This window comes from Pseudomonas sp. DY-1 (genome assembly GCF_003626975.1).
GTDB lineage: Bacteria > Pseudomonadota > Gammaproteobacteria > Pseudomonadales > Pseudomonadaceae > Metapseudomonas.
In genome coordinates this window covers 4,633,427-4,646,893 of sequence record NZ_CP032616.1, presented here as the reverse complement: position 1 = coordinate 4,646,893, position 13,467 = coordinate 4,633,427, and the positions used below count along the sequence as shown (strand labels likewise).

The 13,467-nt window shown below is 64.9% G+C and carries 11 protein-coding genes; 2 read left to right on the top strand and 9 right to left on the bottom strand.

The annotated features are described in order from the left end of the window. Nucleotides 1-42 precede the first annotated feature (42 nt). Together D6Z43_RS21885 and D6Z43_RS21880 are read left to right on the top strand one after the other, a co-directional pair. Complete coding sequence (locus tag D6Z43_RS21885) at nucleotides 43-1,455, top strand: FAD/NAD(P)-binding protein (protein ID WP_120654134.1); 1,413 nt, start codon at nucleotides 43-45, stop codon at nucleotides 1,453-1,455. Nucleotides 1,456-1,470: 15 nt separating this feature from the next. Then, the gene (locus tag D6Z43_RS21880) at nucleotides 1,471-2,430 is read left to right on the top strand and encodes an alpha/beta fold hydrolase (RefSeq protein ID WP_120654133.1); all 960 of its coding nucleotides are present in this window, start codon (nucleotides 1,471-1,473) and stop codon (nucleotides 2,428-2,430) included. A 30-nt stretch (nucleotides 2,431-2,460) separates the two neighbouring features. Here D6Z43_RS21880 and hutG read toward each other — a convergent pair whose 3' ends face one another. The 9 genes from hutG to D6Z43_RS21835 all read right to left on the bottom strand — a co-directional run bounded on the left by hutG (nucleotide 2,461) and on the right by D6Z43_RS21835 (nucleotide 13,438). Continuing rightward, entirely contained in the window at nucleotides 2,461-3,264 is an 804-nt protein-coding gene (gene hutG / locus D6Z43_RS21875; protein WP_120654132.1) for an N-formylglutamate deformylase, read from the bottom strand. Next, the gene (hutI, locus tag D6Z43_RS21870; RefSeq protein ID WP_120654131.1) at nucleotides 3,257-4,465 is read right to left on the bottom strand and encodes an imidazolonepropionase; all 1,209 of its coding nucleotides are present in this window, start codon (nucleotides 4,463-4,465) and stop codon (nucleotides 3,257-3,259) included. The genes hutG and hutI overlap by 8 nt, the downstream gene beginning before the upstream one ends. Beyond that, on the bottom strand, nucleotides 4,462-5,994 hold the full coding sequence (gene hutH, locus D6Z43_RS21865; protein WP_120654130.1) for a histidine ammonia-lyase: 1,533 nt from the start codon (nucleotides 5,992-5,994) through the stop codon (nucleotides 4,462-4,464). The genes hutI and hutH (D6Z43_RS21865) overlap by 4 nt, the downstream gene beginning before the upstream one ends. Before the next feature lie 11 nt (nucleotides 5,995-6,005). Continuing rightward, entirely contained in the window at nucleotides 6,006-6,836 is an 831-nt protein-coding gene (locus D6Z43_RS21860; protein WP_120654129.1) for a glycine betaine/L-proline ABC transporter ATP-binding protein, read from the bottom strand. Beyond that, nucleotides 6,833-7,684, bottom strand: a complete 852-nt coding sequence (locus D6Z43_RS21855) for a proline/glycine betaine ABC transporter permease (RefSeq protein WP_028629837.1) — start codon at nucleotides 7,682-7,684, stop codon at nucleotides 6,833-6,835. The genes D6Z43_RS21860 and D6Z43_RS21855 overlap by 4 nt, the downstream gene beginning before the upstream one ends. 74 nt (nucleotides 7,685-7,758) lie before the next feature. After that, nucleotides 7,759-8,727 (bottom strand): ABC transporter substrate-binding protein, encoded by a 969-nt coding sequence (locus tag D6Z43_RS21850; protein WP_120654128.1) that lies wholly within the window; start codon nucleotides 8,725-8,727, stop codon nucleotides 7,759-7,761. A gap of 206 nt (nucleotides 8,728-8,933) precedes the next feature. Next, nucleotides 8,934-10,472, bottom strand: a complete 1,539-nt coding sequence (gene hutH / locus D6Z43_RS21845; RefSeq protein ID WP_256661046.1) for a histidine ammonia-lyase — start codon at nucleotides 10,470-10,472, stop codon at nucleotides 8,934-8,936. Next, nucleotides 10,469-12,139 carry a urocanate hydratase gene (hutU, locus tag D6Z43_RS21840; protein ID WP_120654126.1) on the bottom strand — a complete coding sequence of 557 codons (1,671 nt, stop codon included), beginning with the start codon at nucleotides 12,137-12,139 and terminating at the stop codon, nucleotides 10,469-10,471. The genes hutH (D6Z43_RS21845) and hutU overlap by 4 nt, the downstream gene beginning before the upstream one ends. A 291-nt stretch (nucleotides 12,140-12,430) precedes the next feature. Continuing rightward, nucleotides 12,431-13,438 (bottom strand): ABC transporter substrate-binding protein, encoded by a 1,008-nt coding sequence (locus D6Z43_RS21835; protein ID WP_120654125.1) that lies wholly within the window; start codon nucleotides 13,436-13,438, stop codon nucleotides 12,431-12,433. Nucleotides 13,439-13,467 lie beyond the last annotated feature (29 nt).

The following is a 13,467-nucleotide window of genomic DNA, read 5'->3' as shown; positions in this document are numbered from 1 at the left end:
CCTTGAACAGTTGGGTATACCTGCTGCGCGGAGACAGTCGCCATGAGTGCCGAGCTTCTGGACACCGATTATCTGGTCATCGGCGCGGGGGCTTCGGCAATGGCCTTCGTCGACACCCTGCTCAGCGAGTCGAATGCTACCGTGCTGATGGTCGACCAGCACGGCCATCCCGGCGGCCACTGGAACGATGCTTACCCCTTTGTACGGCTGCACCAGCCTTCAGCCTGCTATGGCGTCAACTCACGAGAGCTTGGCAGTGGCAAGAAAGATCTGTCCGCGCTGGGTGAAGGCCTGTACGAACTGGCCTCCGCCGCAGAGATCCTCAGTTATTACGACCAGGTCATGAACCAGCGATTCCTCCCGTCGGGACGGGTACGCTACCTCCCCATGCACGACTACATCGGCGACCGTGGTTCCGACCATCGTTGCCGGTCCCGGCTCAGTGGCCAGGAACTGCGCGTGCAGGTACGCCGAAAGCTGGTGGACGGTACCCACGCCCAGACCGAGGTTCCCTCCACCCACCCTCCCAGGTACCGGGTCGGCCAGGGGGTCACCTGCCTGGCGCCCAATTCGCTGCCGTCAATCAGCCAGCCATGGCGGGCCTATGTAGTGGTCGGTTGCGGCAAGACCGGCATCGACACCTGCCTGTGGCTACTGAAGAACGGCGTGCCATCAACGTCGATCCACTGGGTCATGCCTAACGATCCGTGGCTGGTAGACCGCGCCACCCTGCAACCCGGCCTCGAGTTTTTCGAGCAGTGCGTCCGTGGCGTCACTGCACAGTACTCGGCCATCGCCACAGCCGGCTCGCTGGCCGACCTGTTCGAGCGCCTCGAACGATCAGGCCAGCTGCTGCGCATCGATCCCGCCATCACGCCGACAGCCTATCGCGGCGCCACCGTCACCCAGGCCGAACTCCGTGCCCTGCGCAGCATCGGCAACAAGGTCCGGCTGGGCCATGTGCTGGCGGTCGAGCCAGGGAATATCCAGCTCGAACGAGGGCGCGTCGAGATTCCTGCCGGGGCGCTGATCGTCGACTGCAGCGCCCGTGGCCTGGCCGGCTGGCGGGTGCCGCAGGTGTTCGAAGATGAGCGCATCAACCTCACCCTTGTGAGCAACAACCAGCCAGTGTTTTCCGCGGCCCTGATCGCCTACGTCGAGTGCCACGTCGCGGACAACGCCGAGAAGAATGCGAACTGCCGGCCGGTTCCGGCTCCACACACCCCGGAGGACTGGGTCAGGATCTGGGACAGCTACCTGGGCAACTTCCTGAAATGGCGCGAGAACGAGGCCTTGTTCCGGTGGCTGTTCAGTTCCCGCCTGTTCCTGATGACGACCGTGATACGCGACGTGCAGCCGGAGGACACGGAGCGCCATGCGCTGCTCAAGGAACTGTCCGTGGCGCGGCAGCAGGCAGCGGCGAACCTGCCGACACTCATGGCCACGCTGAACTGACAGAGGGGGACGGACATGAGCGACCTGCAACTGAACACCCTGGTCAGGGACGGGTTGCAAATGCGGGTGGCGGTGCAGGGGAAGGGACCACTGGTAATCCTTTGCCACGGTTTCCCCGAGCTTTGGTACTCGTGGCGACACCAGCTCCAGGCGCTGGCCGGCGCCGGATTCCGGGTTGCGGCCCCGGACATGCGTGGATACGGCGGCACGAGCGCACCGCCATCAGTGGAGGCCTATACCCGCTTGCACCTGGTAGGCGACATGGTCGGCCTGGTCCGCGCCCTGGGGGAACGGCAGGCAGTCATCGTCGGCCACGACTGGGGGGCCGTGGTGGCCTGGACCGCCGCCCTACTGCGGCCCGACCTGTTCCGGGCCGTCGTTGGGATAAGCGTCCCCTACTCGCCGCCCGACCCGACAGACGTCCTGAGCACGCTGGAAACCTGGGGAATCCACGACTTCTACATCCAGTACTTCCAGGCGCCGGGCGTGGCGGAGGCAGAGCTGGAGCGGGACGTCGAATCGTCCATGCGCAAGATCCTGCACTGTGGCTCCGGCGATTGGCAGGGCGAACCGGCGTTCGGTCGCATCGCACTGGAGAGGGGTTTCCTGGGCAACATGCGGGAGCCGGCGACGCTGTCGCCCTGGCTCACGGAAGAGGACATAACCTATTACGCCAGTGAGTTCACCCGCACGGGCTTTCGCGGTGGGCTGAACTGGTACCGCACCCTGAAGACGTCCTGCGAACTCATGTCGCCATGGCGTGGTTGCCGTGTCCGGCAGCCGGCCCTGTTCATGGCAGGCGCTCGGGACTCGGTTCTGGATTTCCCGGGCATTCCCCAGTTGATCGAGGCCCTCCCGCGCACGGCACCGGAGTTGCGGGGCTGCCACCTGCTGCAAGGCGCCGGGCACTGGGTGCAGCAGGAACGCCCTGCGGACGTGAATGAGCTTCTGTTGGACTTCTTGCGCGGGCTCTGATCGCCGGCTGCTTGCCTTATCAAGCGACGATCAGACTCCGTAACGCTGGCGTCCCCATGCCAACATCGCCTCCAGCAATTGCTTCAACACCACCTGGGTCGGCACGGCCAGGTCCTCGCGGTAGTCGAAAGGCACCTGCTCATCCATGTAGGTGCACTGCGCGAGCTCCAGTTGGACAGCATGGATGTGCTGGTCCGGCTGGCCATAGTGACGGGTGATGTGGCCGCCCTTGAAACGCCCATTCAGCACGTGGCTATAGTCCTGGGCATCGGCGCATACCCTGACGAGCGAGTCGGCCAGGCCCGGATCGCAACTGGCCCCGGCGTTGGTGCCGAGATTGAAGTCCGGCAGCCGGCCATCGAACAGTCGCGGCACGAAGGAACGGATGGAGTGCGCGTCGAGCAGCATCGCGTAACCGAACTCGGCCTTCATCCGCGCCAGTTCTTCGTTGATGGTCTGGTGATACGGGGTCCAGATGTCCGCCAGGTAACGCGCCCGCTCCGCCGCAGTGGGTTCTTCGCCCTCGTGGTACAGGGGCTCGCCATCGAACAGCGTCGCCGGATAGAGACCGGTGGTGGCGGTGGCGTAGAGCGGCTTGTCGTCGGCCGGGCGATTCAGGTCGATGACGTAGCGCGAGTACTGCGCGGCAAGCGTGCTCACCCCCAGTTCGGTGGCGAAGTCGTAGAGGCGCGGGATATGCCAGTCGGTGTCGGTGAGGTCCCAGCCAGCTTCCACCATGCCGGCTTCCACTGCCGGGGTCAGAAGGGTGCCGGGGTGCGGCATGCTGATCAGCAGCGGTGCGTTGCCGCGGCTGAAGCTCAGTACGTTATCCACAGTCGATCTCCTGTCCGTGTCGAATCACCCGCTTGGGCAGGTCGCCGCCCAGCCAATAGGCGAGCTCCGCCGGGCGCTGGATATCCCAGGCGATGAAGTCGGCCACCTTGCCGCTTTCCAGGCTGCCATGGCTATCGGCCAGGCCCAGGGCCTTCGCGGCGTGCAACGTGGCGCCGGCCAGCGCTTCCTCCGGGGTCAGGCGGAAGGAGGTGCAGGCCATGTTCAGCATCATCCGCAGCGACAGCGCCGGGGACGTGCCGGGGTTGAGGTCAGTGGACACCGCCATGGCGACACCGTGCTTACGCAGTGCCTCGATGGGCGGCAGCTGGGTTTCCCGCAGCAGGTAGAAGGCACCCGGCAGCAGCACGGCAACGGTGCCGGACTTGGCCATGGCGATGGCGTCATCCTCGGTCATGTATTCCAGGTGATCCGCCGACAGCGCCTGGTAGCGCGCCGCGAGGGCGGACCCGTGGAGGGAGGACAGTTGCTCGGCATGCAGTTTCACCGGCAGGCCAAGTTTCTGCGCCACCTTGAAGACGCGCTCCACCTGGGCCGGGGAGAACGCCAGGTGCTCGCAGAAAGCGTCCACTGCATCCACTAGCCCTTCATCGGCCAGCGCCGGCAGCATCTCGTTGCAGATGTGCGCGATGTAGTCGTCGGCACGCCCCGCATATTCCGGTGGCAGGGCGTGGGCGGCCAGGCAAGTGGCACGCACGGTGATCGGCAGGGATTCGCCCAGGCGCCTGGCGACCCGCAGCATCTTGCGCTCGCTGGCCAGGTCCAGGCCGTAGCCGGACTTCACTTCCAGGGTGGTGACGCCGTCGCGCAGCAGCTTTCGGGCGCGACGGGTAGCGCTTTCCAGCAACTCCTCCTCACTGGCCTCGCGGGTGGCGCGCACGGTGCTGGCGATGCCGCCGCCCTGGGCGGCAATCTCGGCGTAGCTGACGCCTTCCAGACGCTGCTCGAACTCGCGGCTGCGATCGCCGCCGAATACCAGATGGGTGTGGCAGTCGATCAGCCCCGGGGTGACCCAAGCGCCGTTAAGGTCGACTTCCACGTCATAGGGAATCGCCGGCAGTGCCTCGCGCGGGCCGATCCACTCGATGCGCCCGGCATAGGTCACCAGTACAGCGTCTTCGATGATCGAGTACTTGCCGCCTCGCATCGTGGCGACGTGGCAGTTATCCCAGAGGTGTTTCATTGCAGTCCTCCGGTGCGAGCGGCTATCCCTTCCAGCGCGGCACCGTCGCGCAACAGGTCGGCGGCACGGGCGATGTCCGGTGCCAGCCAACGGTCCTGGTCATAAGCCGGCACCCGTTCGCGCAGGGTTTCCCACGCGGCGGTTGTGCCGGCACCGAAGCCCCTGGGCTTGTGGAACTCGAAAGCCTGGGCGGCAAACAGGTACTCGATGGCAAGGATGCGGCCGCAGTTCTCCAGTGCCTTGCCCAGTTTGAGCGCGGCGCTGGTACCGAGGCTGAGGTGGTCTTCCTGCAGACCGGAGGTGACGAAGTTGTCCACAACCGCCGGCTGCGCCAGCTGACGGTTCTCACCGACCAGGGCGGCAGCGACGTACTGGGCGATCATCATTCCCGAGTTGACCCCGGGCTGGCTCACCAGGAACGCCGGCAGTCCGCTGACCAGCGGATTGACCAGGCGATCCAGGCGGCGCTCGGCAATGCCACCCAGTTCAGCCACGGCAATGGCCAGAAGGTCGGCCGCCATGGCCACCGACTCGCCATGGGGGTTGGCCTGGGAGACGATCTTGTAGGCATCCGGCGTCCCCAGCAGCAGCGGGTTGTCATTGGCGGCGGCCAGTTCGGTATCCACCTGGCGGGCAGCATGAGCGAACTGGTCGCGGCAGGCGCCGTGGACCTGCGGGATAGAGCGAATGCTCAGGGCATCCTGGGTGCGAATGCCGCGGCTGGCGGCAACCACCTCGCTGCCAGCGAGCAGGGCCAGCAGGTTGGCGCCTACCGTCTGCATGCCCGGGTGCGGCTTGAGGGCGATGATGTCCGGGTCGAAGGCGGCGATCTGCCCGCGCAGGGCTTCGAAACTCATGGCACCAATCACATCAGCCCAGCGCATCAGGCGTTCGGCGTCGTCCAGGGCGAGGCAGGTCAGGCCGGTCATGCAGGGCAAACCATTGACCAGGCACAGGCCGTCCTTGGCGCCCAGGCGCACGGGCTCCAGCCCTTCGGCGGCCAGAGCCTCGACGGCAGGCACCACCTGGCCGCGATAGCTCACCTCGCCAACGCCGAGCAAGGCGATGCCGACATGGGCCATGTGGGTCAGGTAACCCACCGAGCCCTGGGACGGCACCCGTGGGGTAATGCCGCGCTCCAGCAGCGCCAGTAGCGCTTCCACCACAGCCCTTTGCAGGCCCGAACGGCCGTGGCTGTAGTTGGCGATGGCGCAGCAGATGATGGCGCGCGTCTGCTCATCGGCCAGTACGGGACCAACGCCGCAGGCGTGGCTGAGCAGCGTGTTTCGCGACAGCGCGGCGAATTGTTCGGCGTTCAGCACAATGTCGCTCAGGGCGCCGAGGCCGGTACTGATCCCGTAGGCGCGTTCGCCCCGTTCGACGATACGTTCGACGATGCCACGGGCATTCTCGATGCGCGCCCAGGCTGCCGGGGTCAGCTCCAGGCGGGCGCCGTGACGGGCCACGGCCACCACCTGGCGCCAGTTCAGCGGTGAATCGCCCAGCAGGACTTTCTCGGGTAACGACATTCGGATGTTCCTTACAGATTGGCCACGCGGCGCTGGACGAAGCGGTCGACGTAATCGTCCGCGGGCTGATGGAGGATTTCACGCGGCGTACCGACCTGGATCAGTTGGCCGTCCTTGAGGATGGCGATGCGATTGCCGATGCGCACGGCTTCGTCCAGGTCATGGGTGATGAAGACGATGGTCTTCTGCAGGGTCTTCTGCAGTTCCAGCAGTTGTTCCTGCATGTCGGCGCGGATCAGCGGGTCGAGGGCGCTGAAGGCTTCGTCCATGAGGATGATGTCAGTGTCGGAGGCCAATGCACGGGCCAGGCCGACGCGTTGGCGCATGCCACCGGAAAGTTGGTGCGGGTAGGACTTCTCGTAGCCCTTCAGGCCCACCGTGGTGATCCAGTGCTGGGCGCGCTCCAGGCAGTACTCCTTGGTCTCGCCACGGACTTTGAGACCGTAGGCCACGTTATCGATCACCGACTTGTGCGGCAGCAGACCGAAGCTCTGGAACACCATGCTGATCTTCTTGCGACGGAATTGCCGCAGCTCTTCCATGTCGTAGCGCAGGATGTCTTCGCCATCGACCAGGATCTGCCCGCTGGTGGGGTCGATCAGGCGGTTGAAGTGGCGCACCAGGGTGGACTTGCCGGAACCGGACAGGCCCATGATCACGAAGATCTCGCCCGCGCCGATGGACAGCGACAAGTCGTTTACCCCGACCACGCAACCCGTGTTTTGCAGCACATCGGCTTTGCTCTTGCCTTGCTGGATCAGTGCCAGGGCCTCCTCGGCGCGCTGGCCGAAGATCTTGAATACGTTCTTGACGACAATCTTGCTCATGTTCTCGCCACTCATTTGCTGACTGCGTGCCGCGAACGGCCGTAAGCCTGGGTGATGCGGTCGAAGACCACAGCCAGGATGACGATGGCCAGGCCGGCCTCTAGGCCCTTGCCGACGTTGAGGGTCTGGATGCCCACCAGGACGTCTTCACCGAGGCCACGGGCGCCGATCATCGAGGCGATCACCACCATCGACAGGGCCATCATGGTGGTCTGGTTGATACCGGCCATGATGCTCGGCATGGCCAGCGGCAGCTGCACGCCGAACAGTTGCTGCCAGCGGTTGGCGCCAAAGGCGTTGATGGCTTCCATCACTTCTCCGTCAACCTGGCGGATGCCGAGGTCGGTCAGGCGGATCAGCGGCGGCGCGGCGTAGATAACGGTGGCGAAAATGGCTGGCACCTTGCCCAGGCCGAAGAGCATCAGCACCGGGATCAGGTACACGAAGCTGGGCATGGTCTGCATGATGTCCAGCAGCGGCATCAGCACGGCGCGCAGGCGGTCGCTGCGGGCCGCAAGGATGCCCAGGGGGATGCCGATCAACACCGAGATGAAGGTGGCCACCAGCATCAGCGCCACGGTCTGCATCAGCTTGTCCCAGAGCCCCACCGCACCAACGAGGAACAGCAGGCCGGTGATCACCACCGTCGGCAGGATGCGTCGGGTGGCATGCCAGGTGATGCCGGCGACTATCGCCAATACCAGCCACCAGGGCGTGGCGCGCAGGGTGCCTTCCAGATAGACGATGGCCCAGAGCAGGGTGTCGGAGATGTGGCGGAAGACATCGCCGTAGTTGGTCACCAGGCTGTCTACCCAGCCATTGACCCAGTCAGCGATGGAAAAGGTGAAGCGTTCGGGGAACATAGCTCGCTCCGGTCAGGTGGTGAACCCGCTCCTCCGTCCAAGGAGCGGGCCGTGATTTAGGGACTGCCCCAGCCTCAGAGAGCGGCTTCGATCTTCTTCGCCGCATCCTCGCTCACCCAGGCGTGCCACACCTCCGGGTGCTCCTTGAGGAAGACCTTGGCCAGGTCGGCGGAATCCATCTTTTCCTTGGCCATCTTCGCCAGGTTCTGGTTCAGCAGGTCGATCGGCAGATTGACTTTCTCCAGGACGGCCACCAGTTCCGGAGCCTCGTCATGGAAGGTCTTGGACAGGCCGACCTGGATGGTCACGCTCTTGTCCACGCCGGGCTTCTCCTCCAGCTTTACCAGGTCCGCCTGGCCCATCAGCGGCGTCGGCGACCAGTAATAGAAAAGGATAGGCTCGCCACGGCGATAGCTCGACAACACGGCCGCATCCAGGGCCGGGCCGGTGCCGGGGCGGAAGTTGGTGAACTTCTCTTCCAGGCCATAGCTCTTCAGCATTTCGCTGTTGTCCAGCTCGCAGGTCCAGCCAGCCGGGCAGTTGTAGAAACGGCCCTTGCCCGGTTCTTCCGGGTCGCGGAAGAGTTCGGCGTACTGGCCCAGGTCGGCGATGGCCTTGAGCTTCGGCGCCTTGGCCTCGATGCCCCGCTTGGCATCGCCCTCGATCACGTAGCGCGGCACGTACCAGCCCTCGGTGGCGCCGACGATCGGTGCGCCCACGCCCACCACCTTGCCGGCGGAGGCGGCCTTGTTCCAGGCGTCGCTCCGGCCGATCCACTCCTCGGCGAAGATCTGGATGTCGTTGTTGCCCAGGGCCTGCTCCATGGTGATGGAGTTGCCCGGCAGGCTGTCGGTCTCGCAGCCATACCCGTTCTTCAGCACCAGTTGCAGCACGTCGGTGAGCAACATGCCGCTTTCCCAGTTGAGCCCGGCGAACTTCACCGGTTTGCCGGATTCACACCAGCCCGCCGCCTGGGCGGAAGCCGTCCCGGCCAGCAGACCCGCTGCACACATCAGACCCAACACTCGCTTCTTGAATTGCATGTTCCGACGCTCCTGAAACTTGGTAAGGGTTAAGGCAGTTCGTTCATCGACAGAAGCCGGTTGTGCCGGCTCCCGGTGCCAGTGACTGGCAATTGTTGTTTTGACGACCGGTCACGACTCGTGATCGCCCCGGGTACCTCAAGCAGTTGCGGTCTTCCCGACCTGGGCGGGACGCTCGCCCCACCCTCCCGCTCCCTACCTCAGGTTCACAGGCTCGGCAGCAGCCTTGCCGGAACCAGTGCATTCAGGCAGCCACTGGCCAGCAGATCACTTGCGGTTTCGATATCCGGGGCGAAGAAGCGGTCTTCCTGGTAGTAGGAGACCTTCGAGCGCAGCAGGCCGCGGGCTTCTTCCAGCTTCGGCGAACTCTTCAGGCCGGTGCGGAAGTCCAGCCCCTGGCAGGCGCCCAGCCATTCGATGGCGAGGATGCCGCGCACGTTTTCGGCCATGGCCCAGAGACGCTTGCCGGCGTTCGGCGCCATGGACACGTGGTCTTCCTGGTTGGCCGAGGTGGGCAGGCTATCGACGCTGGCCGGGTGGGCCAGGGCCTTGTTGTCGCTGGCCAGGGCGGCGGCCGTGACCTGGGCGATCATGAAGCCGGAGTTGACCCCGCCGTTCTCCACCAGGAAGGGCGGCAGCTGGGACATGTGCATGTCCATCATCAGCGAGATACGACGCTCGGACAGCGAGCCAATTTCCGCGATGGCAAGCGCCAGGTTGTCAGCGGCCATGGCCACCGGCTCGGCGTGGAAGTTGCCACCGGAGATCACATCACCCGATTCGGCGAATACCAGCGGGTTGTCGGAAACCGCGTTGGATTCAATCTCCAGCACTTCGGCGGCCTGGCGCAGCTGGGTCAGGCAGGCGCCCATGACTTGCGGCTGGCAGCGCAGGGAGTACGGATCCTGCACCTTGTCGCACTTCTCGTGGGAGCGGGCGATCTCGCTGCTGGCAGTAAGTAGCTCACGGTAGGCAGCAGCCACGTCGATCTGGCCGCGCTGGCCACGGGCGGCGTGGATGCGCGCATCGAACGGCGCGCGGGAACCAAGCATGGCCTCGACGCTGAGACCGCCGCAGACGGTGGCACCGGCGAACAGGTCCTCGGCCTCGAACAGGCCGCGCAGGGCATAGGCGGTGGAGACCTGGGTGCCGTTGAGCAGGGCCAGGCCCTCCTTGGCAGCCAGGGTCAGCGGCTCGAGTCCGGCAACAGCCAGTGCTTCGGTGGCCGGCAGCCACTGGCCCTTGTGGCGCGCCTTGCTCTCGCCGAGCAGCAGCAGCGACATGTGCGCCAGGGGTGCCAGGTCGCCGGAAGCGCCTACCGAACCCTTCAGAGGAATGTGCGGATAGACCTCGGCGTTGATCAGGGCGATCAGAGCGTCGATTACCTTGCGACGGATGCCGGAAAAACCGCGCGCCAGGCTGTTCACCTTGAGCAGCATGATCAGGCGCACCATGGCGTCGTCCAAGGCTTCGCCAACACCTGCGGCGTGGGACAGCACCAGCGAGCGCTGCAGCTTCTCCAGGTCGGCCGGGGCGATGCGGGTCGAAGCCAACAGGCCGAAGCCGGTGTTGATGCCGTAGGCAGTGCGGCCTTCAGCGACGATGCTCTCGACGCAGGCAACACTGGCGTCGATGGCCTTGCCGGCACTGGCATCCAGGGTCACATGCACGGGCGCGTGGAAGACCTGGCGCAGCTGCGCCAGGGTCAGGCTTCCGGGTTTCAGGTTCAGCGCGTTCACGCTCAGTCTCCTTTGCCGATCATGGGCAGGTTCAGGCCCTGCTCACGTGCGCAATCAATGGCGATCTGGTAGCCCGCATCGGCATGGCGCATCACGCCGGTGCCCGGGTCGTTGGTCAGTACGCGAGCGATGCGAGCAGCGGCTTCGTCGGTACCGTCGCAGACAATGACCATGCCCGAGTGCTGGGAGAAGCCCATGCCCACGCCGCCGCCGTGGTGCAGTGACACCCAGGTGGCGCCGCTGGCGGTGTTCAGCAGGGCATTGAGCAGCGGCCAGTCGGAAACGGCGTCGGAACCGTCCTGCATGGCTTCGGTTTCGCGGTTCGGGCTGGAGACCGAGCCGGAGTCCAGGTGGTCGCGACCGATGACGATGGGCGCCGACAGCTCGCCGCTACGCACCATTTCGTTGAAGGCCAGGCCGAGCTTGGCACGCAGGCCCAGGCCAACCCAGCAGATACGTGCCGGCAGGCCCTGGAAGCTGATGCGCTCGCGGGCCATGTCCAGCCAGCGGTGCAGGTGGGCGTCGTCCGGAATCAGCTCCTTGACCTTGGCGTCGGTCTTGTAGATGTCCTGCGGATCACCGGACAGCGCGGCCCAGCGGAACGGACCGATACCACGACAGAACAGCGGGCGGATGTAGGCCGGGACGAAGCCGGGGAAGTCGAAGGCATTGGCCACGCCCTCTTCCTTGGCCATCTGGCGGATGTTGTTGCCGTAGTCGAAGGTGGGCACGCCCATTTTCTGGAAGTCCAGCATGGCTTGTACGTGGACGGCCATGGACTGCTTGGCAGCCTTGACCACCGCAGCCGGGTCGCTCTTCGCGCGGTCGCGGTACTGCTCCCAGCTCCAGCCGATCGGCAGGTAACCATTGAGCGGGTCGTGGGCGCTGGTCTGGTCGGTGACCATGTCCGGACGTACGCCCCGACGTACCAGTTCCGGCAGGATCTCGGCGGCGTTGCCCAGCAGGGCGATGGAGATCGCCTTGCCTTCGGCGGTGTACTTGGCGATGCGCGCCAGGGCGTCGTCCAGGTCGGTGGCCTGCTCATCGACGTAACGGCTGCGCAGGCGGAAATCGATGCTGGTCTGCTGGCATTCGATGTTCAGCGAGCAGGCGCCGGCCAGTGTCGCGGCCAGCGGCTGGGCGCCGCCCATGCCGCCGAGGCCGGCGGTGAGTACCCAGCGACCGGCAAGGTTGCCGTTGTAGTGCTGACGGCCCGCCTCGACGAAGGTTTCATAGGTGCCCTGGACGATGCCCTGGCTGCCGATGTAGATCCAGCTGCCGGCGGTCATCTGGCCGTACATGGCCAGGCCCTTGGCATCCAGTTCGTTGAAGTGTTCCCAGGTGGCCCAGTGGGGCACCAGGTTGGAGTTGGCGATCAGCACGCGCGGGGCGTTGGCGTGGGTCTTGAAGACGCCGACCGGCTTGCCGGACTGCACCAGCAGAGTCTCGTCTTCATTCAGCTCTTTAAGGGTCTCGACGATCTTGTCGTAGCACTCCCAGTTGCGCGCGGCACGGCCGATGCCGCCATACACCACCAGTTCCTTTGGGTTCTCCGCCACCTCGGGGTCGAGGTTATTCATCAGCATGCGCAGCGGCGCTTCGGTCAGCCAGCTCTTGGCGTTCAGCTTGTTGCCACGCGGGGCGCGGATTTCGGTGTCACGGAATTTGGTCATGCCTGGCTCCTCGTAGGGTGGTAGCGGTGAGCAACGTTACTGCCTGACTGCGCGGGAAAAGCAGTGGACATCTGCACACATATAAACTTGTACATACAAGCATATGCAAGCGAGAGGCCAAACTCTCTCAGGCAATCGGAAAAGTCCGCTCGAAGCCTTGCGCCACAAGGGTCGCAGAGCGCCAGGATGTATAGACAAGCAGAGAGGCGGACGGCGAAAAAACTGTTACCGCACAGGGGAAATGCCCGATTTAGAAGCATGCGCTCCCCAACTTGGGGCCTTAGGTAACAGTTACTTCAGGGAGTCGTCGATGCGCTGTGCGACATCTTTCGGCACCCAGTTCGACCAGACATCCCGATGCTGGCGGTAGAAGTCGATGGCCATGGGAGCGGCGTCGGCGTGCTGCTCGGCCATGCGCGCAAGGATGCCGTTGAACAGTGGCAGGGGTATTTCCAACCGGGCGAAGGCGTCCACGAGGGGCTGTGCCTTTTCATGCAGCTCGCGGGACACGCCGATGGAGATTTTCGCCGGCAGCGAGCGCGTGCCGATCGGTTTGGGATTCTTCGGGTCGATCAGGGTTTCCCAGGCCTTCTGGTCGAAGGGCGGCTCTTCCAGTTGCACCAGCTGATAGCGACCCATCAGCGGTGTGGGCGACCAGTAGTAGAAGAGGATGGGTTGGCGCTGTCGGATCGCCGAGGTAATGGCCGCGTCCAGCGCCGGTCCCGTGCCGGTGCGGAAGTTCACATAGCTGTCTTCCAGGCCGTACGCCTTGAGCTTCTGACTATTGACCCCTTCGCAGGTCCAGCCGGTGGGGCAGTTGTAGAAGCGCCCCTTGCTGCGATCTTCCGGGTCCTTGAACAGCGCCTTGAAGCGCGGCAGGTCGGTCACCGAACGCAGGTCCGCGGCGGGCGCGCCCTCCCCCTTCACCAGGTAATCCGGCACCCACCAGCCCTCGGTGGCACCCTTCACTGGCTCGCCGACGGCAAAGACTTCACCGGCCGCTTCGGCCTTGCGCCACAACTCGCTGCGGCCAGCCCACTGCTCGGCAATCACCTGAATGTCGTTCTGCCGCAAGGCGTTTTCCATGGTCAGGGTGTTACCCGGCAGCACATCGGTCTTGCAGCCGTAGCCCTTTTCCAGCAGGTAGCGCAGCACTTCGGTGGTGAACATGCCGCTTTCCCAATTCAGCCCGGCCAGCACCACGGGCTTGGGATAGGGGCATTCGGCGGCTCCGGCTTCCAGCGAGGCGGACAGCGCCAGCGACAGGACGACGGCAGCGAGGACGCTGTGGCGTGGCATGGTGCAGCTCCGATAGGCGTGGCGGGCGA

Excerpts from the sequence above, each read along its gene's own strand:
- D6Z43_RS21885 (WP_120654134.1), top strand. The coding sequence starts at position 43 with ATGAGTGCCGAGCTTCTGGACACCGATTATCTGGTCATCGGCGCGGGG.
- D6Z43_RS21880 (WP_120654133.1), top strand. The coding sequence starts at position 1,471 with ATGAGCGACCTGCAACTGAACACCCTGGTCAGGGACGGGTTGCAAATG.
- hutI (WP_120654131.1), bottom strand. The coding sequence starts at position 4,465 with ATGAAACACCTCTGGGATAACTGCCACGTCGCCACGATGCGAGGCGGC.
- hutH (WP_120654130.1), bottom strand. The coding sequence starts at position 5,994 with ATGTCGTTACCCGAGAAAGTCCTGCTGGGCGATTCACCGCTGAACTGG.
- D6Z43_RS21860 (WP_120654129.1), bottom strand. The coding sequence starts at position 6,836 with ATGAGTGGCGAGAACATGAGCAAGATTGTCGTCAAGAACGTATTCAAG.
- D6Z43_RS21855 (WP_028629837.1), bottom strand. The coding sequence starts at position 7,684 with ATGTTCCCCGAACGCTTCACCTTTTCCATCGCTGACTGGGTCAATGGC.
- D6Z43_RS21850 (WP_120654128.1), bottom strand. The coding sequence starts at position 8,727 with ATGCAATTCAAGAAGCGAGTGTTGGGTCTGATGTGTGCAGCGGGTCTG.
- hutU (WP_120654126.1), bottom strand. The coding sequence starts at position 12,139 with ATGACCAAATTCCGTGACACCGAAATCCGCGCCCCGCGTGGCAACAAG.
- D6Z43_RS21835 (WP_120654125.1), bottom strand. The coding sequence starts at position 13,438 with ATGCCACGCCACAGCGTCCTCGCTGCCGTCGTCCTGTCGCTGGCGCTG.